The organism is Micromonospora sp. ATLC20 (assembly GCF_057196585.1).
The window spans coordinates 44101-63731 of sequence record NZ_JBXUOV010000007.1 but is presented as its reverse complement, the minus strand read 5'-3'; the positions used below and the strand labels follow the sequence as shown (position 1 = coordinate 63731).

Sequence of the window (19631 nt, the reverse complement as noted above, 5' to 3'; positions counted from 1 at the left end):
GCCACAAGTTACCGGGAGGTAAGCATGTCGGAGGAGCCCCGCGTCGCCATCGTCACCGGAGCCGCGCGCGGCATCGGCGCGGCGACCGCCCGCCGGCTGGCGGCCGACGGCATGGCCGTCGCCGTGGTCGACATCGACGAGTCCGCCACCAAGGAGGCGGTGGACGCCATCGGCTCGGCCGGCGGCCGGGCGCTCGGCGTCGGCGCCGACGTGTCCGACCGGGCCCAGGTCGAGGCCGCCGTGGAACGGGTCGCCGCCGAACTCGGCGCGCCGACTGTGCTCGTCAACAACGCCGGCGTGCTGCGCGACAACCTGCTGTTCAAGATGACCGACGGCGACTGGGACACGGTCATGGGCGTGCACCTGCGCGGGGCGTTCCTGTTCAGCCAGGCCGCGCAGAAGCACATGGTCGAGGCGAAGTGGGGCCGGATCGTCAACCTGTCCAGCACGTCCGCGCTCGGCAACCGGGGCCAGGCCAACTACTCGGCCGCGAAGGCCGGTCTCCAGGGCTTCACCAAGACGCTGGCGATCGAGCTGGGCCCGTTCGGGGTGACTGTCAACGCGGTCGCGCCGGGCTTCATCGTCACCGACATGACCGCCGCCACCGCGGCCCGGATGAAGGTCGACTTCGACGACCTCCAGAAGCACGCCGCCGCCGAGATCCCGGTCCGCCGTCCCGGCCGCCCGGAGGACGTCGCGCACACCATCTCGTTCCTGGCCAGCGAGGGCGCGTCCTTCGTCTCCGGCCAGGTCATCTACGTCGCCGGCGGTCCGAAGGACTGACCGGCCCGACCCGGCGCGGGCCCGCTCAGGCGGGGTCGCGCCGGGTGCGCCACAGCCAGAACAGGCCGAGCACCGGCAGCACCAGCGGCACGTAGCCGTAGCCGCTGCCGAAGTCGGACCAGACCGTCTCGTCCGGGAACAGATCCTTGTCGACGATGCTCAGCACGCCCACGCCGAGCACGCCGACCAGTTCGACCGTGCAGCAGGCGAGCGCGACCCGACGTCCGGTGTGCCCGGCGCGGGCCAGCCCGACCGCCGCCACGATGTAGATCAGCGCCGCCACCGCGGACAGCAGGTACGCCACCGGCGCCTCGTCGAACTTCGTGGCGATCTGCAGGCTCGCCCGCGAGGTCGCGGCGATGGCGAAGACGATGTAGACGGCGATCAGCAGCCGGCCCGGCCCGCGGTTGGTGGCGCGCTTCTCGTGCGCGGTCGTCGGGTCAGCCACCGAGGACCTCCCAGGTCTGCTGGAGCCGTACCGCCACCACGGGCGTGACCAGGCAGATCGCGCAGACGATGCCGGAGCCCCAGCGGGTCGGCTCCATCCGGGCCAGCACCCAGGCCAGCGGCGGCAGGCAGACGAGCGTCGCCAGGTAGCCGAAGAACGCACCCGGCTCGCTCGGCCGCTCGCCGCCGCCGAGCGCGACGAGAGCCGTCACGGTGAGCGCGAGCAGCGCCACCTCCAGCACGGCCAGGCCGACGAACTGGATCCGGTCCGGCGGCCGGTGGCGTACCGCCGCCACCAGGGCCCAGACGGCGAGCGCCAGCGAGATCACGATCGCGACCGTGGCGAGCGGCCCGTCCACCGGGGAGGCGGAGGCGGCCGCCGCGCTGGTCGTCGACACGGTGTCGTTCACCGGCACAGCCTACTAATCCGTGTAGTAGCGGCTCGCCCGCCGGGTCGTGGCGCGCCGGACGGGCCGGGGGACTAGCGTGGATCACGGTCCCGGCGTACGCCGGTGGCGGACGTCGACGGCAGGGGGTCGGGGTGCGGTTCGGGTTGTTCGGCACCGGTTACTGGGCGGCGGAGACGCATGCCGCGGCCATCGAGGCGCACCCGCGGGCACGGCTCGCCGGCGTCTGGGGACGCAACCCGGCGAAGGCGGAGGAGCTGGCGACCCGGCACGGCGTACCGGCCTTCACCGACGTGGACGCGCTCATCGACGCCTGCGACGCGGTCGCCGTGGCGCTTCCGCCGGACGTGCAGGCCGACATCGCCGTCCGGGCCGCCACCGCCGGGCGGCACCTGCTGCTGGACAAGCCGCTGGCGCTCGGCCTCGCCGACGCCGACCGGGTGGTCGACGCGGCACAGGCGTCCGGGGTGGCGTCGGTGGTCTTCTTCACCCAGCGCTTCCACCCGAACGTCACCGGGTTCCTCGCCTCGACCGCCGCGGCGGGTGGCTGGCAGCACGCCCGGGCCACCATGTTCGCGTCGATCTTCCAGCCCGGGAACCCGTACGGCGACTCGACCTGGCGGCGGGAGCGCGGCGCGCTGTGGGACATCGGCCCGCACGCGCTGTCGCTGATCCTGCCGGTGCTCGGCCGGGTCACCCGGGTCGCCGCGATGGACGGCCCGAGCGGCCTGGTGCACCTGCTGCTCACCCACGACGGCGGCGCCACCAGCTCGCTGTCGCTCACCCTGGACGCGCCGTCCGAGGCGGTCACCCGGGACTTCGTCTTCTTCGGCGAGAACGGCACCGAGACCGTCCCGCCCGGCGACGGCAGCGCGCTCCAGGCGTTCGGTGCCGCGCTCGACCAGTTGCTGGAGGAGGTCGACGCGGGCACCCGCGACCACCGCTGCGACGTGCGGTTCGGCCGCGAGGTGGTGGCCGTGCTGGACGCCGCGCAGACCGCCCGGGCGCAGGGACGCACCGTCGACCTGTAGAAAACCGGTCGCCCGGGCCGGACCCGGTCGTTAGCGTGGCGGAATGTTCACGCATGCCCTGATCCGCGTGGCCGCCGCGCCGGCCGCGTGTGGGCTCCTCCTGGACGCCCGTCCGCGGTTCCGGCGCCCGGCCCTGGCCGGCCGGTACGCCGCCCGCGTCTGACCCGACCGCCGGTTCCCGACCCGCCCCGAGGGGCGCCGGTCGTGCCACCTCGCCGAGGTGGCGGTACCCGGGGTTCGTCCACGCCACCTCGCCGAGGTGGCCCGCTCAGGCATGCGCCACGTCCTGGCCACTGTCCAGGGTCGTCCGAGTCCCGATCCGCTCGGACCGCCCGCCCGATCCGCCCCACGCCGCCTCGACGGCGGGGGACACCAGCGCAGCGGTCCGTACCCGTCGCCGTCCGGCGACAGACAGGACGAACCCGTGGCGCCCCGCCGAACCACCGCACGCGACCGGTCCCGTCGCGTACTGTCCCAGAACTTCCTCGCCGACCCGGCCGCCGTCGCGCGGATGGTCCGCGCGGCCCGGACCGGCCCGGACGACCTGCTGCTGGAGGTCGGCGCCGGACGCGGCCGGCTGACCCGGCCGCTCGCCGCGCGGTGCGGGCGGCTGATCGCGTACGAGGTCGACCCGGCCGTGCTGCCCGAGCTGACGGCGGCCTGCGCTCCGCTGCCGAACGTCGAGGTACGGGCGGCCGACTTCCTGGCTGCTTCCCCGCCCGCGGGGCCGTTCTCGGTGGCGGGCAACATCCCCTGGTCGCTCACCGCGGCGGTGGTCCGCTGGTGCCTGGCCGCACCAGGGCTGGGCGCAGCGACGCTGCTCACCCAGCTCGACTACGCCCGCAAGCGCACCGGCGACCACGGCCGGTGGAGCCGGCTCACCGTGCTCACCTGGCCCGAGTACCACTGGCGGCTGGCCGGGCGGGTGCCCCGGGCCGCATTCCGGCCGGTGCCGGGGGTGGACGGGGGCATCCTGCGGCTGGAGCGCCGGACGACGCCACTCGTGGCGCCGGCCGCGCTGCCCGCGTACCGGCGGATGGTGGAGCTGGGCTTCGGCGGAGTCGGCGGCTCGCTCGCGGCCTCGCTGCGCGCGGGCCATCCCCGGTCGCGGGTCGACGGCGCGTTGCGGGCCGCGCGGATCGCGCCGGACACCCCGGTCGGGCTGGTCTGGCCGGAACAGTGGCTGGTGCTGTTCCGGTTGCTGCACGCGCCGGTCAACCGGCGAGCGTGACCAGCGCCTCGACCAGCTCGGCCGGGGTGTCGAACTCCTCGGCCGGCAGCGTGCGCAGCCGCTGGAGCGTCTCGGTGCTGGCGCCGTTCTCCTGGCCCCAGCGGACCAGGTCCTCCCGGGAGACCGGGTAGTCCAGCCCGGCCAGGAACTCCTGCAACTGCGCGCCGGTGACGGTCATGCCGCCCGGCTACCCGCTGGGCCCGGCGGCATGCCCGTGCCGTCGGGCCGCGGCGGCGGTTTGTCCCGGCGGGCCCCGGGTAGCCGCGGACATGCTGGTACAGCGGCTCGGCGCGCCGAGCGACTTCGACCCCTTGCTGGACCGCGTGCGGGACGCCCGGGTGGTGATGATCGGTGAGGCGACCCACGGCAGCTACGACTACTACCGGCTGCGCGAGCAGTTGACCCGGCGGCTCATCGCCGAACAGGGGTTCGACTTCGTGGCGGTGGAGGGGGACTGGCCGGACTGCGACCGGGTGCACCGGTCGGTGGTCGGCGCGCCGGGCGGGCCGGCCGATCCACTGGTCGCGCTGGAACGGTTCGAACGCTGGCCCACCTGGATGTGGGCGAACGCCGAGGTGGCCCGCTTCTGCCGCTGGCTGCGGGCGTGGAACCTGGAACGCCCCGAGGGGGAGCGGGCCGGCTTCCACGGGCTGGACGTGTATTCCCTCTGGGAGTCGATGCAGGCCATCTTCGACTACCTCGGTGAGGAGGATCCGGCCTCGCTGGAGGCGGCCCAGGAGGCGTACCGCTGCTTCGAGCCGTACGGCAAGCGCGTCGAGGAGTACGGGATGGCCAGCCGGTTCGTCTCCGCCCGATGCGAGGAGGAGGTGGTCCGGCTGCTGGCGCGTACCCGGGAACAGGCCGCCGCGGACGGCCCGGACCGCTTCTCGGCCTGGCAGAACGCGGAGGTGGTGGCCGGCGCGGAGCGGTACTACCGGGCCATGGTCGGCGGCGGCCCAGAGTCGTGGAACGTTCGCGACGTCCACATGGCCGACACGCTCGACCGGCTGCTCGACCGGTACGGGCCGGACTCGCGGGGCATCGTGTGGGCGCACAACACGCACGTCGGCGACGCCCGGGCCACCGACATGGCGGCGGACGGCATGGTCAACATCGGGCAGCTCGGCCGGGAACGGCACGGCCGGGACGCGGTGGCGCTGATCGGCTTCGGCAGCTGGCACGGCAGTGTGGTGGCCGCGCCGCGCTGGGGCTCACCGGCCGAGACGATGGTGGTGCCGCCGGCCCGGGAGGGTTCGGTGGAGCACCTGCTGCACGAGCTGATGCCGGACCGGGCGGTGCTGGTCTTCGGCGGCGACGACCAGCCGGAGTGGGTGACCGGCGAGGCGGACCACCGGGCCATCGGGGTGGTGTACGACCCGAGCTTCGAGTCCTGGGGCAACTACGTGCCGACCCGGCTGGGCGAGCGCTACGACGCGTTCATCTGGTGCGACGAGACGACGGCGCTGCATCCGTTGCCGGCGTGCGTGACGCCGGGCGAGATGGAGACGTACCCGGCGGGTGTGTGAACGGGTGGGGCCCGGACGGACCCCACCCGCACGGATCACACGTTCGCGTGCTGCTTCTCGGCGAGGTGGGCGCGCAGGCCCTCACCCTCGACGTCCACGTTGGGCAGGATCTTGTCCAGCCAGCGCGGCAGCCACCAGGCGGCGTTGTTCAGCAACGACATCACCGCCGGCACGATCGTCATCCGGACCACGAACGCGTCGATGGCGACACCGATCGCGAGCGCGAAGCCCATCGACTTGATGATCGGGTCCTCCAGGAAGACGAAGCCGCCGAACACCGAGATCATGATGAGCGCGGCGGCGGTGACCACCCGGGCGCCGTGCCCCATGCCGTTGATGGTGGCCTGCTGGGCGGTGTCGCCGTGCACGAAGTCCTCACGCATCCGCGAGACCAGGAAGACCTCGTAGTCCATGGCCAGGCCGAACAGGATGCCGATGAGCAGGATCGGCAGGAAGCTGACCAGCGGGGCCGGGGTGTCCAGGCCGACCAGGTCGGCCAGGTGGCCCTGCTGGAACACCGCCACGGTGATGCCGAACGTGGCCGCCACGGTGAGCAGGAAGCCCAGCGCCGCCTTGACCGGCACCAGGATCGACCGGAACACCAGCATCAGCAGCAGGATCGACAGGCCCACCACCAGCAGCAGGTAGACCGGCAGCGCGTCGGAGAGCTTCTCCGACACGTCGATGCCGACAGCGGTGACGCCGGTGAGCAGCACGTCGGCGTTCTGGATGCCGGAGACCTGCTTGCGGATGTCGTGCACCACCGTCTCGGTGGCCTCGTCGGTCGGGCCGGTCTTCGGGATCACCCCGATCAGCGCGGTACGCCCCGACGGGTCGACCTGTGGCGGGGCCACGGCCAGCACCCCGTCGGTCTTCTGGACCAGCGCGGTCACCTGCGGGATGGCGGCCTGGGTGTCCTGCGGCGAGTCGGCGGTGACCACGACCGCGAGCCGGCCGGTGAAGCCGGGGCCGAAGCCCTCGCGGATCAGGTCGCTGCTGACCCGGGCCGGGGTGCCCTCGGCGGCGGCGGAGGCGTCCGGCAGCGCCAGGCGCATGTCCTGGGCCGGGATGGCGAGCAGGCCGAGGCCGAGCAGGCCGACCAGGATCACCGGGATGCGCAGCTTGGTCACCCACCGCGCCCAGCGGAAGCCGAAGCCGGAGCGGTCCTCCGAGCCGGTGGTCGGGTCCTCGACCGCCTTGCGGTCGCGCAGCTTGCGCGGCAGCACCTTGTGGCCGGCGAAGCCGAGCAGCGCCGGGGCCAGCGTGATCGCCACCAGCACGGCGACGGTGACGGTGCCGGCGGCGGCCAGACCCATCACGGTGAGGAACGGGATGCCCACCACGGCCAGGCCGGCGAGCGCCACCACGACGGTCGCGCCGGCGAAGACCACCGCCGAGCCGGCGGTGCCGACCGCGCGGCCGACCGCCTCCTCGGGGGAGAGCCCGTCGAGCAGGTTCTGCCGGTGCCGGGAGGTGATGAACAGCGAGTAGTCGATGCCGACCGCGAGGCCGAGCATCAGCGCCAGGATCGGCGCGGTGCTGGTCAGTTCGACCGCGCCGCTGAGCGCGAACAGACCGGCCATGCCGACGCCGACACCGATCAGCGCGTTCAGCATGGTCATCCCGGCTGCCACGAGCGAGCCGAACGTGATCACCAGGACGATCGCCGCGACCAGCACGCCGATCGCCTCGGTCGAGCCGACCTCCGGCTCACCGTTCAGCACCTCGCCGCCGGGGGCGATCTGCCAGCCCTGCGCCTCGGCCTGCGCGCCGACCTTCTCGTACGCGTCGCGCTGCTCGTCGGTGACCTCGTCCGCGCCGCCGGCGAACTGCACCTGGATCAGCGCGTACCGGCCGTCCGGGGTGAGCGCCTGCGCCTGGTACGGGTCGACCGCGCCGACCACGCCGGGCAGCGTGGCCGCCTCCTCGGTGACCTGCTTGACCACCGCCTGTCCGGCGGGTGAGGTCAGCGCGCCGTCCTGCGGCGCCTTGATCGCGATGGTGCCGGTCGCGCCGCTGGCCGCCGGGAAGCGGTCGGCGAGCAGGTCGATCGCCTTCTGCGACTCGGTGCCCGGCATGGTGAAGTTGCTCGCCGTCGGGCCCTTCAGCGTGGCCGCGGCCAGGCCGAGTCCGACGAGTACGACGAGCCAGACGACGGCGACGAGTCGCCGCCGGCGCAGGGATGCCCGGCCGAGCCGGTACAGCAGGGTCGCCATGGACCTTCCTTGTCCTCGCAGGAACGGATCAGGTGGTGACTTCGAGCGCGCGGTACGCCACGGCGAGCAGCGCGGGTCGCAGCTGTTCGTCGGGGATGTCCAGGAACTCGCCGCAGGTCTCGGCGATGCCGGCGAGCACGACGAGCGCCGCGACGCGTGCCTCCGGACGGTCGGAGAAGCCGGAGAACGCGGCGATGAGCTGCTCGGAGATCTGCTGGATGTGGGCGAACGCGGGCTGCTGGAGCAGGTCGGGGAACTCTCCCCGGAGCAGCGCGATCTCCCGGCGGAAGCGGACCGCCAGGTCGACGAAGCCGTCTGCGGCGACGCGCTGGGCCTCGGCGCCGGTGTGCGCGGCGATCCGGGCGTCCAGCTCCTCCAGCACCGTGATGGCCGGGGCCATCAGCTCGCAGAGCAGGGCGTCCTTGCTGGCGAAGTGGTAGAGCACCGTGGCCTTGGAGCAGCCCACGTCGCGGGCGATGTCCTGGAGAGAGGTGCCCTTGTACCCGGTGACGGCGAACCGGCGAGCGGCAGCGGCCAGCAGCTCGTCGTGGGTGGCGGTGGTGGGTCGCGCCATGTCCTCCAGCATGCCTGACCGATCGGTCAGGTGCTGACCGATCGGTCAGATCCGCCGCGTGGCGTTCGCCACAGCGGCCTGTTTTCGCAGCTCAGGCCGGTGTTCCGGTCCAGTCGGCCAGCCATTCGCCGGACCAGGTGAGCGCGCCGGAGCGCAGGTCGGCGACGAGTCCGCGTACCCAGTCCAGCTCGGCGCGGAGCACTGTCAGCTGGTACTCGTCCTCGACCAGGAAGAGGCGGGGCAACTCCACGGCGCTCAGCGCCGCCTCACGCTCGCGCAGCCGTGCCTCGATGGCGCCGGCCCGCTCGTCGAGCCGCCGGGCCGCCTCCTCGGGCGGCAGGATCGGCAGGAACGACAGGGCGGCGGGGAACTCCGGGAACTCCCGGGCGGGGGTGGCGAGCGCGTCGGCGAGCCACCCGTCGAGCGTGCGGCGGCCGGCCGGCGTGAGCGCGTACACGGTGCGCTCCGGCCGCCCCTCCTCGCGCCTGGTCTCGGCCACCCGGATCAGCTCGTCGCGGCGCAGCCGCTCGATGGTCTGGTAGATGCTGTTGCGCTGCGCGACGTTCACCACGTCCTGCTTCTCGCGCTCCCGGATGAGCTGCTGCATCCGGTACGCGTGCATCGGCTCCTCGACCAGGAGGGCCAGCACCATCATCGCCAGCGGCGAGCGACGAACCGTCATGGCCCCACCCTAGGTGCCCCCTGTCGCGCCATAGTCATTTTATGTATAGTCATGACATGACTAAAGCTCTCGTCGTCGGTGCCGGACTGGCCGGCCCGGTCGCCGCCATGGCCTTGCAGCGCGCCGGCATCGACGCTGCGGTGTACGAGGCGTACCCGCGGGACGCGGTCGGGGTGGGCGCCTTCCTGACGCTCTCCGCCAACGGGCTCGACGCGCTGCGCGCGATCGACCTCGACGACCTGGTGGCCGGGCTCGGACACCCGACACCCCGGATGCTTATGCACAACCACAGAGGGCGCCGGCTCGCCGAGTTCGGGGCCCCCGGCAGTCGTACCGTCGGTCGTTCCGACCTCTACCGGGCGCTGCGCGACGAGGCGCTGCGCCGGGGCGTCGAGTTCGTCCACGGCGCCCGGCTGGCCGGCGCCGACCCGACCGACGGCGGTGTGACCGCCCGGTTCGCCGACGGCCGCACCGCAGACGGCGACCTGCTGGTCGGCGCCGACGGGCTGCGCTCCCGGGTCCGCACGCTGATCGACCCGGCCGCCCCCGCGCCGCGCTACGTACCGCTGCTGAACGCCGGTGGCTTCGCCCGCGGGCTGCGCCTGCCCGACGAGCGCGGCGTGATGCAGATGATGTTCGGCCGGCGCTGCTTCTTCTGCTGGATCGTGGTGGGGGAGGACGAGGTCTGGTGGTTCGCCAACCCGCCGCAGCCGGTCGAGCCGAGCCGGGAACAGCTCGCCGCGATCGGCCCGGACGAGGCCCGGACCCGGCTGCGCGCTCTGCTCGCCGACGATCCGGGACCGGCGACGCGGATCCTCGACCACACCGCGCGGATCGAGTACGGCTGGCCCACGTACGACCTGCCCTCCGTGCCGGTCTGGCACCGCGACCGGATGATCGTGATCGGCGACGCGGCCCACACCGCCGCCCCCTCCTCCGGGCAGGGCGCGGCGATGGCCTTCGAGGACGCCGTCCAGCTCGCCCGCTGCCTGCGCGACCTGCCGGACGTACCGGCCGCGTTCCGGGCCTACGAGCGGCTGCGCCGCGACCGGGTGGAGCGGGTGGTGGCGCAGGGGCGGCGGACCAGCACCACGAAGGTCGCCGGCCCGGTCGGGCGGCTGGTCCGGGACCTGGGCATGCCACTCGCCGCCCGCTACCTGGCGCGCGACGGCGGCGCCGCCCAGGCCTGGCTGTTCGACCACCACATCGACTGGACCGAGCGGGTACGGGACTGAGTCAGGCCGGTGGGCCGCCGTGCCGGCGGTCGTACTCGGCCCGGGCCGCGCTGATCGCCTCGCGGTGCCGCTCGGCCCAGCTCGTCAGCGCCACCAGCGACTCGTACAGCTCCCGGGCCATCGGCGTGGCGGTGTACTCCACCTTCGGCGGCACCGTGGGATGCACGTGCCGGTGCAGCAGCCCGTCCCGCTCCAGGTTGCGCAGCGTCAGCGTGAGCATCCGGCGGCTGATCCCCTCCACCCGGCGCTCCAGCTCGGTGAAGCGGATCGGGCCGGCCGAGGCGGCGATCAGGATGCCGATGGCCCACTTGCCGCCGACCCGGTCCAGCGCCTCCCGCACGGTGCAGGCGCTCGCCTGCTCCGCCGCGTCCGGTCCGCACCGCTCCGACTCCGCCTCACCCACGCCCCGATCGTCGCAGGTGCGGGACGGCGAGGCGCGCCGGGCACCGTGTCGGGGTTGCCGAGCCGGGCCCGGCCCGGGATGGTGGTCCGATGGGCGCCGCCGACGAGACCCGGGCCGGAGTGTCGCTGACCAACCTCGACCAGCCGCTGTTCGACGGCGCCGGGGCGACCAAACGCGACCTGGTCGACTACCTCGACGCGATGAGTGACCGCATCCTGCCGGAACTGCGGGACCGGCCGCTGTCGGTGCTGCGGGTGCGGCCCGGCCAGGAACCGTTCATGCAGAAGAACCTGCCGAAGTACACGCCCGACTGGGTGCGCCGCACCGAGGTGTGGGCGGAGGCGTCGCACCGCCGGATCTCGTACGCGCTCTGCGACGACCGGCGGACGCTGCTCTGGTTCGCCAACCAGCGTGCGGTGGAGTACCACCCGACGCTGGCCCGCGCCCGTGCGCCCGAGCACCCGTCCCACCTCGTGCTCGACCTGGATCCGCCGGAGGGGGACGCGTTCGGCGCCGTGGTGCGGGTCGCGCTGCTGGTGCGGCAGGCGCTCGCCGACGCTGGGCTCGCAGGCGCGGTGAAGACGAGCGGCGCCAAGGGGCTGCACGTGATCGTGCCGGTGGATCCGGCCACCACGGCGGAGGAGGCCGCCGCCGCGACCCGGGCGCTCGCCGCCCGTACCGAACGGCTCGACCCGGCGGCCGCGACCACCGCGTTCATCGTCGCCGACCGCGGCGGCCGTGTCTTCGTCGACTCCACCCGGGCGTACGGCGCGACAGTGGTGGCCGCCTACAGCCCTCGGATCCGGCCCGGCGCCCCGGTGTCGTACCCGGTGGGCTGGACCGATCTGGAGAGCGCGAGCCCGGCCGACTTCACCGTGCTCACCGTGCCGGGCCTGCTGGGGGACCGGGATCCGTGGGCGGAGGCGCTGCCCGCGCCGCAGCGCCTGCCGGCGGACCTGGTCGAGCAGGGGCGGACCATCCCGGTGGCCCGGGTGCAGGCGATGCACGAGGGCAAGCGCCGCGCGAAGGCCCGCCGCGAGGCCGGGTGACTCCGCTCCGCGTCAGCGACGCCGGGTCGCCGTCGCCGGTGGGCGCTTGCCCCAGGAGAACGCGATGAGCACCACGGCCAGCGCCCAGGTGACGATCATCGTCGAGATGGGGCGGGTCTCGGTGGCCGCGCCGACGAACCCGCCGATCGCGTAGCTGACCAGGCAGAGCAGGCCGGTCGCGGCGAGGCGCCCGGCGGCGCTGCGGCCCTCCGGCTCGAACACCCAGTCGGCGATGCCCTTCGTGGTGCGCAGCACGGTGCCGGTCTGGTACGACGTGGCGGTCCGAACGCCGAACGTGCGGACGACGAGCCCGCCGAGGATGCCGACCGGGAACGCCAGCAGCGCGGTCAGGATCGTGCGCTCGGTCAGCGAGTCACGCCCCGAGTCGAGGGACCGGTCCACCAGCCCCCAGAGCACGAGCAGCGCCAGCATGGCGAGCAGTTCCATGCCCGGTGGCGTGAGCGGGCCGGCCGGCCGGCGAGCACCTCGGCTGCCGCTTCGCGCAGGCCTGACGCACCGAGGGCGGCGTGTCCCGCAGGACCTCGTCGCGCAGCGCGATCGAGGCCAGCCGCAGGCCGGCGGCGGTGTCGACGAGGAACCCGCGTGCGATCAGCTCCTCAACCGTCGCGTCGATGGGCTCGTCCGGCGTGCTGCCGGTGCGTTCGGCCACCGCTTCGAGGAACCACAGGCCGCAGGGGGCGTCCGCGACGGCGACGCCGCGCAGGACCCACCGCTGCGCGGTGGTGAGCGACGAGGGTACGCCGGTGTGCATCTTGGGGCGGTTGGTCAACGGCGTCTCGGGCAACTGGCTCACCTTCGCAGGTGCTGGGTTCGGACCCGTTCACCGCGAGGTTAGCCAGCTCGCGAACTGCCCATCCGTGAATCGGGGACAAAGGTGAAAGTGGTTCGCCCGGCGCCGGAGCTAGATCATCCGGCGCCGTACCCGCCAGACCACCACGCCGATCAGGATCGCCGCGACGGCGACGAACACCGCCGCCTCGATGAGCTGGAACGTCCAGAACCGGTCGGCCGGGTGGTAGACCCCGAACTGCTGGACGCCGCGCGCGTGCAGGAACCGGTTGAGGTTGGTGCCGGCCCGGTCGGCAGCGTCCGTCAGCTCGGCGTACTCGGCCCCACTGAGCCGGCGTCCGGTGGCGTCGGCGTAGCCGCGTTCGATCACCCAGTCGGCGACGCCGGGCAGGTGCTCCGCCCGGTCCGTCGAACCACCGGCGGGAACCGGAGTCATGGTGGTGAGCGGGGTGGCGTACGCGGGACGGGCCAGCAGCGCCACAGACATCCGGGCGGCGAGGAACGCCCCGAACGCGACGCCGAACGCGGGCAGGCTGCGCCGCAGGATCGCCCCCGCGGCGGTGGCGACGCCGAACGCGAACAGCGCGTACGCCACCGGGACGAGCCCTTCCAGGTCGAAGGCGTCGTACTGGAACCGCCCCTCCCACGCGTCGAACGGCTGACGGAACCAGGTGAGCACCGCGGTGAACATCCCGGTGAGCGCGACTGTGACGCCGGCCAACGCCACGAGCTTGGTCGCCAGCCAGCGCATCCGTGGCACGGCCTGCGTCCACGCGAGCTGCCAGGTGCCGTCCTCCAGTTCGCGCGCGAGCAGCGGCGCGCCGAGGAACGCACCGATGAGCACGGGGACCAGGTAGAAGGCCGCCAGGAGGTTCTCGACGTACCCGTACTCGTCGTCGAGTCGGCGGAAGGAGGCGGCGCAGGCATCGCCTACACCCGCTTCTCCCGCACAGCGGGCGGGACCGCCCGGGAACAGGTCGTGGGCCTGCGTCCCGAGCACGAGCAGGGCGATGCCGAACGCGCCGACGAGCAGACCCAGGACGCAGACCTCGGTCCGGTGCTGGCGCCAGATCAACCAGGTCATGCCGGCACCCCCGACGTGACCGCGGCGTCCGGCTCGGACGGGCGGCGCAGGTACGCCAGCACCAGGTCCTCCAGCGCGACCGGCTGGGCCTGCCATCCGGGCGCGGCCGGAAGCCCGCCGTCGCGTACCAGCAGGGTCGTGTGCCTGTCGCTGTGGACGGCCTCCACGACGGCGCCGGCCCGGTCGACGTCGTGTGCCGTACGCGGGCCGACGAGCAGCCGGTGCTCGGCGAGGAGGGTGTCGATGTCGCCGGTGAGCGTGACCCGGCCCTGGTTGAGCACGACCAGGTGGTCGCAGACGCGCTCCAGCTCGTGCACGACGTGGGAGGAGAACAGGACTGTCACCCCGCCCTCGGCCACCGCGCCCATGAGGACCTGGAGGAACTCGTGCCGGGCAAGCGGGTCGAGGCTGGCCACCGGCTCGTCGAGGACGAGCAGGTCCGGCCGCTTCGCCAGGGCCAGAGCCAATGCGACCTGGGCCTGCTGCCCGCCGGAGAGCGTGCCGGTCCTGCGGTCGAGCGGGATGCCCAGCTTCGCCAGCCGGCGCTCGGCCAGTGCCTGGTCGAACCGCCTGTTGCAGGCCCGGCCGAAGCGGAGCATCTCGGCGACGGTGAAGCGCTTGTACAGCGGGTGGTCCTGGGCCAGGAACCCGATCCGGGACAGCGTCTGCGGGGTGCTCGCAGTGACGTCCCGGCCGAGGACCTCCACCGTGCCGGTGCTCGGTGCCAGCAACCCGACGACCAGGCGCAGCAGCGTGGTCTTGCCCGCGCCGTTCGGCCCGACCAGGGCGATCACGCCGCCCGCCGGCAGGGCGAGGGTGCAGTCGCGCAACGCCCAGCCCTTCCGGTACCGCTTGCCCACACCGTCGGTGCGCAACGCGAACCCGGTAGCTGTCACGCCACGTCCTCGTTCCTCGTCTGCCGGCGGACGGAGGTGAAGAGCGCGTCGACCGCCTCCTCGTCGAGGCCGGCCGCGTAGGCGCGGCGTAACCAGGTCTCCAGGCCACGGCGCAGCGACGTGTACGTCGACGCCGACATCGCAGCCGACTGCTGTTCGTTGACGAACGTGCCCTGGCCGGGCCGGCCGGTGACCAGGTTCTCCTGCTCCATCTGCCGGTACGCCTTGGCGACGGTGTTCGGGTTGATCGCCAGATCCTCGACCACCTCGCGGATGAGCGGGAGACGGTCACCTGGCTGGAGGAAGCCCAGTAGCACCGCCTGGCGGACCTGCTGGACGAGTTGCAGGTACGGCGGCACGCCGGAGTGGGTGTCGAGCCGGAAGACGAACACGATGCTCCTCACTGCTTTACTAGTAACGTAGTAAAGCAGTGGATCGATGGTCAAGGGAGCCGGCTCGCCCGGAAACGAAACGAGCCCGGCAGCCAAGGTGGCTGTCGGGCTCGCGGAGGTCTTCTGGTGCGGTTTCTTAGCAAGTGTGCCCCCGGCAGGATTCGAACCTGCGCTCCCGCCTCCGGAGGGCGGTGCTCTATCCCCTGAGCTACGGGGGCTCAGCGACCCGAGAAGAGTAGCAAACCCCCTCCCGGATCACCGAATCGGTACCCCCGCGAGTCGATCTTCGTCGGATCAGGCCGCGGCGACGGCGCGACCGCAGCTCGGCAGCGGGTGCAGCACGACCCGGCGGGGCAGCCGGCGGGGCCACTCGTTGCGCGGCCACGAGCCGTCCACGATCAGATGCACGGTGCGCTCCTCGGCGCCGCTGAGCCGCAGCACGAAGTCCCGGGGCAGCGGCGGGTCCACCGACGGTGTGGTCACCATGAACCGCACCCGTCCCCGCGAGGAGACCGCCGACACCACGTCGGCAGCGGGCATGGTGCCGCGCAGGCGTACCCGGCCGATCCAGTAGACCTCCGCGGCGTGCTCCTGGGCCGCCCGCGTGATCGCCGGGTACTCGCTGCGTACCCAGCGCTCGACCGCGCCGACGCACAGGCCGCAGGCCCGCTCGCGCGGCTCGCGCGGCCCCAGACCCCAGGCCCGGAGGTACGCGCCGACGGTGCCGGCGTCCATCGCCAGCCCGAACCGGCGCTCGATGAGCGTGGTCAGGCTCTGCCGTGTCCAGAGCTCCTCGTCGAGGCCGAACTCGTCGGGGTGGACCCCCCGGAGCACGTCGATGAGTTCGAGTTCCTGTTCGCGGCTGAGCGTTCCCGGCTCGCCCTGCCGCAGTCCGCGACGGACGGCTGCCACCGCTCCGTCACCGCCGATGGTGTGGCGTCGGCACCAGCTGGTCACCGACCGCCCTGCGTCTCTGAGTGCAACCCCCACGTCTTGGGCAACGAGCCCGAATCGCAACTGGTCACGATATGTGGGCAGAAAACTCTCCAACCTCCACAATGACCCGTTAACCCCAAACCGTTACAAACGCCCAAACCGGGACATCTTACCCCGCATCACCCAACCCTCGGGTGGGCATGCCGCCCCACTCGACCGCCCCGGCCCGCCCGAACGCCTCACCTGTTGTTGATCGACTCCACTTCGCCGAAGTGGCTGCATCGCACCCACCCCGACCCCACCACCTCCCCGAGCTGGTGTCGATCAAGATCGGGGATACCCCCACCTCCCCGAGCTGGTGTCGAGCGAGCACGGAACCGGAAGCGCGCACGCGCGAGGCGGCGAGGATGCCCTGTCGGGCTGACCCCGGGCCGCCCTTGCCCCCTGCTCCCGCGATCTTGCACTTGCGGCCCTCCCATAACGGGGCGAATCCGGCAGCGCTGGGGCAGTAAGTGCAAGATCGCCGGGGCCGGGGCCGGGGCCGGGGCCGGGTGTGGGGACGGGGGAGGCCCGGTGCCCCTGGGAAGGGGACCGGGCCTCGGGATCGTGCGGGGCGGCGGGTGTTACGGGGTGCCGCCCAGGCGCTTCAAGGCGGCGTTCAGGTTGGTCAGGTCGTTCTGCTGGGTGTTCTTCATGATCTGGGCGACCGCCAGCACGTCGTCGTCGTGCCCCTCGTCGAGGATGCCGTCGATCATGTGCACCCCGCCGATGTGGTGGCGGATCATCATCTGGAGGAACAGCACGTCGAACTCGCGACCGCTCGCGCCGCGCAGCTTCGCCATCTCCTCCGGCGTCGCCATGCCCGGCATCAGGCCGTTCTTGACCAACCCGCCGCCGTCCTTCATCCACGCCATCGGCGCCTGCTCGCCGGTCGGGTCCAGCTTCCAGGACCGCAGCCAGGTCTGCATGGTGCCGATCTCGCCCTGCTGGCCGGTGGCGATGTCCACGCCGACCTGGCGTACCTCCGGGTCCTGACCCTGGCTGAACGCCAGCAGACCCATCGCCACGGCCTGGTTGTGGTGGGCGGTCATGTCCCGGGCGAACCCGGCCTCCGCCGAGTTCTCACCCGGACGGGTGAGCGTCGGGGTGAGCAGGCCGCCCGCGTACCCGAGGACCAGCCCGACCACGAGGGCGGCGACCACCGCCAGCAGGCCGTAGCGGCGCGCGGCGCTCCGGCCGCCCTGGTCGGCGGCCGGGGCCTCGTCCAGTTCGCTGTCGGTGGTCACCGGAGCGGTCATCGCGGCGTCCTCACTGGGTGGGCTGCTGGGGCATGGTGTTCTGCAGGTTGTCCCGCGGGGTGGTGCCGGTGGCGGTGACGCCCTGGTCGCAGAGCGCGTTCGGGCCCTCGATCGAGGCGTTCACCCGCAGGGTCTTGATGAAGTCGTCGATCCGGCCGTCGTCGGCGTTGTCGACCTTGAGCTGGTAGCCCCAGGCCTGGAGCGAGATCGGCTTGTCCAGCCCCTCGAACGGGCTGAGCATCGTCTTCTCCTTGCCCTGCACCTTGCTGCGGAGCTTCTCCACCTGGTCGGCGGGCAGGTCCGGGCGGTAGGTGATCCAGACGGTGCCGTGCTCCAGGCTGTGCACCGCGTGCTCGTTGGCGATCGGGGCGTCGTAGACGTCACCCATGCAGTTCTGCCACGCCTGGTTGTGCGGGCCGCCGACCGGCGGGAGGACGTCGTACTTGATCGCGCCGGGCTGGTGGTTGCCGCCCTTGACCAGGTCCTTGTCCTTCGCGCGGTAGTCGACGATGCCGTCGATCGCCTCGGCCCGCTTCTGCCAGGGCTGGCCGCCCTGGTAGACCGCCCAGGCGCCGACGCCGATGATGCCCACGGCCAGGACGCCGACCGCGACGAAGAGGGCGATCGGGCCCCACGAACGGCCCTGGCTCACCTTCACCGGGGCGACCGGCTTGCGGCCCTTGCCCCCGGCGCCCTGCCGTGGCGTGCCCTTGCCGCCCCCGGCCTTGCCCGAGCCGGCCTTCGCGGCGGGCTTGTCGGCAGCCGCGGGCCGGCCGGCGGCCGGCTTCTTGCCGGTGCTGACCACGGTGGGACGGCGCTCCGGGCCGCCCGGGGTGCTGATGCTCATCGTGCCTCGTCAGGTCGGTCGGTCAGGGGAGCGCGGGGCCGGTTCACATGCTGGGTCGCCTCCGCGGTGCCCGAGTCTACCCCCGATAACATGGATCAGTGACTCCCGCAGAACTCGCCGAGGTCGTCCTCGCCGCAGCCCACGCCGTCTTCGACGAGCGGGGACTGGACCGCGCCGCGCTGCCCGCGCAGACCACCGTCGAGCGACCCCGTAATCCCGATCACGGTGACTACGCCTCGACGCTGGCGCTCCAGCTCAGCAAGAAGGTGGGCGTACCGCCGCGGGAGCTGGCGACAGCGCTGGCCGACGAGCTGGCCAAGGCGCCGGGGATCAAGTCGGTGGAGATCGCCGGTCCCGGCTTCCTGAACGTCCGCCTGGACGCCGCCGCCGCCGGCCAGCTCGCCAAGGTCATCGTCGAGGCCGGTCCGGCGTACGGGCGCAGCGACACGCTCGCCGGTCAGCGGATCAACCTGGAGTTCGTCTCGGCGAACCCGACCGGCCCGGTGCACATCGGCGGGGTCCGCTGGGCGGCCGTCGGCGACGCGCTCAGCCGCCTGCTCCGCGCCACCGGCGCCGACGTGGGCACGGAGTACTACTTCAACGACGCCGGCTCCCAGATCGACCGGTTCGCCCGCTCGCTGCTGGCCGCCGCGAAGGGCGAGCCCGCGCCGGAGGACGGCTACGGCGGCGCGTACATCGCGGAGATCGCCGCCGAGGTGGTCCGGCGCCGGCCGGATGTGCTCGACCTCACCGAGGACGCCGCCCAGGAGGTGTTCCGCAACGAGGGCGTCCAGCTGATGTTCGCCGAGATCAAGTCCTCGCTGCGCGACTTCGGTGTGGAGTTCGACACCTACTTCAACGAGAAGGACCTGCACGACGGGGGCGCGCTGGACGCGGCGCTGGACCGGCTGCGGGAGCAGGGCCACGTCTTCGAGTCCGAGGGCGCGACCTGGCTGCGCACCACCGAGTTCGGCGACGACAAGGACCGGGTGCTGCGCAAGTCCAACGGCGAGTGGACGTACTTCGCCGCCGACTGCGCCTACTACCTGAACAAGCGGGAGCGCGGCTTCGACCGGGTCGTGATCATGCTGGGCGCCGACCACCACGGCTACATCGGCCGGATGAAGGCGATGTCCGCGTGCTTCGGCGACGACCCGGCGCGCAACCTGGAGATCCTCATCGGCCAGCTGGTCAACCTGGTCCGCGACGGCGCCCCGGTGCGGATGAGCAAGCGGGCCGGCACCGTGGTCACGCTGGAGGACCTGGTCGACGCGATCGGCGTGGACGCGGCCCGGTACGCGCTGGCCCGCTACTCGGCCGACTCGCCCATCGACATCGACGTGGAGCTGTGGACCCGGGCCAAGAACGACAACCCGGTCTACTACGTGCAGTACGTCGCGGCGCGTACCGCCGGGGTGGCCCGCAACGCGGCCGAGATCGGGCTGACCCGTGGCGACGCCGCCGCGTTCCAGCCGGAGCTGCTCGGCCACGACAAGGAGAACGAGCTGCTCAAGGCCCTCGCCGAGTTCCCGGCGGTGGTGGCGACCGCCGCCGAGCTGCGCGAGCCGCACCGGGTGGCCCGCTACCTGGAGGAGAGCGTCGCGCAGGCGTACCACCGGTTCTACGACAACTGCCGGATCGCCCCGCAGGGCGACGAGAAGATCACCGACACCCACCGGGCGCGGCTCTGGCTCAACGACGCCACCCGGGTGGTCATCGCCAACGGCCTGCACCTGCTCGGGGTGTCCGCGCCGGAGCGGATGTAGCGTGCGAGCGCGAGGAGT

Annotated in this window: 21 protein-coding genes, 1 tRNA gene and 1 pseudogene; 7 read left to right on the top strand and 16 right to left on the bottom strand. The window is 72.9% G+C overall.

Going from position 1 to position 19631, the window contains the following annotated elements; genetic code table 11:
* Window positions 1-24: 24 nt before the first annotated feature.
* Window positions 25-783: a 3-oxoacyl-ACP reductase FabG gene (gene fabG, locus AC2CHG_RS03455; protein ID WP_262013894.1), complete on the top strand. Its 759-nt coding sequence runs from the start codon at window positions 25-27 to the stop codon at window positions 781-783.
* Here fabG and AC2CHG_RS03450 read toward each other — a convergent pair.
* A pseudogene (locus tag AC2CHG_RS03450) lies at window positions 756-1231 on the bottom strand (hypothetical protein). The gene fabG and the pseudogene AC2CHG_RS03450 overlap by 28 nt on opposite strands.
* Window positions 1224-1640 carry a hypothetical protein gene (locus AC2CHG_RS03445; RefSeq protein ID WP_484524132.1) on the bottom strand — a complete coding sequence of 139 codons (417 nt, stop codon included), beginning with the start codon at window positions 1638-1640 and terminating at the stop codon, window positions 1224-1226. Before AC2CHG_RS03445 ends, AC2CHG_RS03450 begins: the two are co-directional and overlap by 8 nt.
* Window positions 1641-1771: 131 nt before the next feature.
* Here AC2CHG_RS03445 and AC2CHG_RS03440 point away from each other — a divergent pair, with 131 nt between their 5' ends.
* Window positions 1772-2668: a Gfo/Idh/MocA family protein gene (locus tag AC2CHG_RS03440; RefSeq protein ID WP_484524131.1), complete on the top strand. Its 897-nt coding sequence runs from the start codon at window positions 1772-1774 to the stop codon at window positions 2666-2668.
* Window positions 2669-3092: 424 nt separating this feature from the next.
* A complete protein-coding gene (erm, locus tag AC2CHG_RS03435) occupies window positions 3093-3899 on the top strand; it encodes an ErmE/ErmH/ErmO/ErmR family 23S rRNA (adenine(2058)-N(6))-methyltransferase (protein ID WP_366622434.1) in 807 nt (268 codons plus the stop codon).
* Here erm and AC2CHG_RS03430 read toward each other — a convergent pair.
* On the bottom strand, window positions 3883-4077 hold the full coding sequence (locus AC2CHG_RS03430) for a DUF2795 domain-containing protein (RefSeq protein ID WP_091422483.1): 195 nt from the start codon (window positions 4075-4077) through the stop codon (window positions 3883-3885). The genes erm and AC2CHG_RS03430 overlap by 17 nt on opposite strands.
* Window positions 4078-4168: 91 nt before the next feature.
* Between AC2CHG_RS03430 and AC2CHG_RS03425 the strand changes: the two genes are divergently transcribed.
* Entirely contained in the window at window positions 4169-5425 is a 1257-nt protein-coding gene (locus AC2CHG_RS03425; protein WP_484524130.1) for an erythromycin esterase family protein, read from the top strand.
* A gap of 35 nt (window positions 5426-5460) precedes the next feature.
* On the opposite strand, the gene AC2CHG_RS03420 is transcribed toward AC2CHG_RS03425, so the two are convergent.
* The 3 genes from AC2CHG_RS03420 to AC2CHG_RS03410 all read right to left on the bottom strand — a co-directional run bounded on the left by AC2CHG_RS03420 (window position 5461) and on the right by AC2CHG_RS03410 (window position 8897).
* Window positions 5461-7641 (bottom strand): MMPL family transporter, encoded by a 2181-nt coding sequence (locus AC2CHG_RS03420; RefSeq protein WP_366622438.1) that lies wholly within the window; start codon window positions 7639-7641, stop codon window positions 5461-5463.
* Between the two features lie 28 nt (window positions 7642-7669).
* Window positions 7670-8215, bottom strand: a complete 546-nt coding sequence (locus tag AC2CHG_RS03415; protein WP_366622440.1) for a TetR/AcrR family transcriptional regulator — start codon at window positions 8213-8215, stop codon at window positions 7670-7672.
* Between the two features lie 91 nt (window positions 8216-8306).
* Complete coding sequence (locus AC2CHG_RS03410) at window positions 8307-8897, bottom strand: PadR family transcriptional regulator (protein WP_262013886.1); 591 nt, start codon at window positions 8895-8897, stop codon at window positions 8307-8309.
* A gap of 56 nt (window positions 8898-8953) precedes the next feature.
* Between AC2CHG_RS03410 and AC2CHG_RS03405 the strand changes: the two genes are divergently transcribed.
* Complete coding sequence (locus AC2CHG_RS03405; protein ID WP_484524129.1) at window positions 8954-10132, top strand: FAD-dependent oxidoreductase; 1179 nt, start codon at window positions 8954-8956, stop codon at window positions 10130-10132.
* A gap of 1 nt (window position 10133) precedes the next feature.
* Here the strand turns inward: AC2CHG_RS03405 and AC2CHG_RS03400 are convergent, their stop codons facing one another.
* The gene (locus tag AC2CHG_RS03400) at window positions 10134-10535 is read right to left on the bottom strand and encodes a winged helix-turn-helix transcriptional regulator (RefSeq protein WP_262013884.1); all 402 of its coding nucleotides are present in this window, start codon (window positions 10533-10535) and stop codon (window positions 10134-10136) included.
* An 89-nt stretch (window positions 10536-10624) separates the two neighbouring features.
* On the opposite strand from AC2CHG_RS03400, the gene ligD reads away from it, so the two are divergent.
* A complete protein-coding gene (ligD, locus tag AC2CHG_RS03395) occupies window positions 10625-11584 on the top strand; it encodes a non-homologous end-joining DNA ligase (protein WP_484524128.1) in 960 nt (319 codons plus the stop codon).
* A 12-nt stretch (window positions 11585-11596) separates the two neighbouring features.
* On the opposite strand, the gene AC2CHG_RS03390 is transcribed toward ligD, so the two are convergent.
* The 9 genes from AC2CHG_RS03390 to AC2CHG_RS03350 all read right to left on the bottom strand — a co-directional run bounded on the left by AC2CHG_RS03390 (window position 11597) and on the right by AC2CHG_RS03350 (window position 17847).
* On the bottom strand, window positions 11597-12031 hold the full coding sequence (locus AC2CHG_RS03390; protein ID WP_484524127.1) for a DUF1275 family protein: 435 nt from the start codon (window positions 12029-12031) through the stop codon (window positions 11597-11599).
* Window positions 11958-12389 (bottom strand): hypothetical protein, encoded by a 432-nt coding sequence (locus AC2CHG_RS03385; RefSeq protein WP_484524126.1) that lies wholly within the window; start codon window positions 12387-12389, stop codon window positions 11958-11960. Before AC2CHG_RS03385 ends, AC2CHG_RS03390 begins: the two co-directional genes overlap by 74 nt.
* Before the next feature lie 117 nt (window positions 12390-12506).
* Window positions 12507-13478 carry an ABC transporter permease subunit gene (locus AC2CHG_RS03380; protein ID WP_366622454.1) on the bottom strand — a complete coding sequence of 324 codons (972 nt, stop codon included), beginning with the start codon at window positions 13476-13478 and terminating at the stop codon, window positions 12507-12509.
* Window positions 13475-14374: an ABC transporter ATP-binding protein gene (locus AC2CHG_RS03375; RefSeq protein WP_484524125.1), complete on the bottom strand. Its 900-nt coding sequence runs from the start codon at window positions 14372-14374 to the stop codon at window positions 13475-13477. The genes AC2CHG_RS03380 and AC2CHG_RS03375 overlap by 4 nt, the downstream gene beginning before the upstream one ends.
* Window positions 14371-14766: a GntR family transcriptional regulator gene (locus tag AC2CHG_RS03370; RefSeq protein ID WP_366622517.1), complete on the bottom strand. Its 396-nt coding sequence runs from the start codon at window positions 14764-14766 to the stop codon at window positions 14371-14373. Before AC2CHG_RS03370 ends, AC2CHG_RS03375 begins: the two co-directional genes overlap by 4 nt.
* Window positions 14767-14912: 146 nt before the next feature.
* Window positions 14913-14984 (bottom strand) — tRNA-Arg (locus AC2CHG_RS03365).
* 76 nt (window positions 14985-15060) lie between these two features.
* Window positions 15061-15756 carry a winged helix-turn-helix domain-containing protein gene (locus AC2CHG_RS03360; protein ID WP_135241822.1) on the bottom strand — a complete coding sequence of 232 codons (696 nt, stop codon included), beginning with the start codon at window positions 15754-15756 and terminating at the stop codon, window positions 15061-15063.
* A gap of 569 nt (window positions 15757-16325) precedes the next feature.
* On the bottom strand, window positions 16326-17000 hold the full coding sequence (locus tag AC2CHG_RS03355) for a DUF305 domain-containing protein (protein ID WP_402807288.1): 675 nt from the start codon (window positions 16998-17000) through the stop codon (window positions 16326-16328).
* A 10-nt stretch (window positions 17001-17010) separates the two neighbouring features.
* On the bottom strand, window positions 17011-17847 hold the full coding sequence (locus tag AC2CHG_RS03350; protein ID WP_402807285.1) for a thioredoxin-like domain-containing protein: 837 nt from the start codon (window positions 17845-17847) through the stop codon (window positions 17011-17013).
* Window positions 17848-17945: 98 nt separating this feature from the next.
* Here AC2CHG_RS03350 and argS point away from each other — a divergent pair, with 98 nt between their 5' ends.
* Window positions 17946-19613 carry an arginine--tRNA ligase gene (gene argS, locus AC2CHG_RS03345; RefSeq protein ID WP_366622462.1) on the top strand — a complete coding sequence of 556 codons (1668 nt, stop codon included), beginning with the start codon at window positions 17946-17948 and terminating at the stop codon, window positions 19611-19613.
* The last annotated feature ends 18 nt before the right edge of the window (window positions 19614-19631 follow it).

What these genes read in the sequence shown, in the direction of transcription:
- ligD (WP_484524128.1), top strand. Translation starts at nt 10,625, where the DNA reads ATGGGCGCCGCCGACGAGACCCGGGCCGGAGTGTCGCTGACCAACCTC.
- AC2CHG_RS03425 (WP_484524130.1), top strand. Translation starts at nt 4,169, where the DNA reads ATGCTGGTACAGCGGCTCGGCGCGCCGAGCGACTTCGACCCCTTGCTG.
- AC2CHG_RS03355 (WP_402807288.1), bottom strand. Translation starts at nt 17,000, where the DNA reads ATGACCGCTCCGGTGACCACCGACAGCGAACTGGACGAGGCCCCGGCC.
- AC2CHG_RS03430 (WP_091422483.1), bottom strand. Translation starts at nt 4,077, where the DNA reads ATGACCGTCACCGGCGCGCAGTTGCAGGAGTTCCTGGCCGGGCTGGAC.
- AC2CHG_RS03420 (WP_366622438.1), bottom strand. Translation starts at nt 7,641, where the DNA reads ATGGCGACCCTGCTGTACCGGCTCGGCCGGGCATCCCTGCGCCGGCGG.
- AC2CHG_RS03380 (WP_366622454.1), bottom strand. Translation starts at nt 13,478, where the DNA reads ATGACCTGGTTGATCTGGCGCCAGCACCGGACCGAGGTCTGCGTCCTG.
- AC2CHG_RS03350 (WP_402807285.1), bottom strand. Translation starts at nt 17,847, where the DNA reads ATGAGCATCAGCACCCCGGGCGGCCCGGAGCGCCGTCCCACCGTGGTC.
- AC2CHG_RS03415 (WP_366622440.1), bottom strand. Translation starts at nt 8,215, where the DNA reads ATGGCGCGACCCACCACCGCCACCCACGACGAGCTGCTGGCCGCTGCC.
- AC2CHG_RS03410 (WP_262013886.1), bottom strand. Translation starts at nt 8,897, where the DNA reads ATGACGGTTCGTCGCTCGCCGCTGGCGATGATGGTGCTGGCCCTCCTG.
- AC2CHG_RS03405 (WP_484524129.1), top strand. Translation starts at nt 8,954, where the DNA reads ATGACTAAAGCTCTCGTCGTCGGTGCCGGACTGGCCGGCCCGGTCGCC.
- fabG (WP_262013894.1), top strand. Translation starts at nt 25, where the DNA reads ATGTCGGAGGAGCCCCGCGTCGCCATCGTCACCGGAGCCGCGCGCGGC.
- AC2CHG_RS03390 (WP_484524127.1), bottom strand. Translation starts at nt 12,031, where the DNA reads ATGGAACTGCTCGCCATGCTGGCGCTGCTCGTGCTCTGGGGGCTGGTG.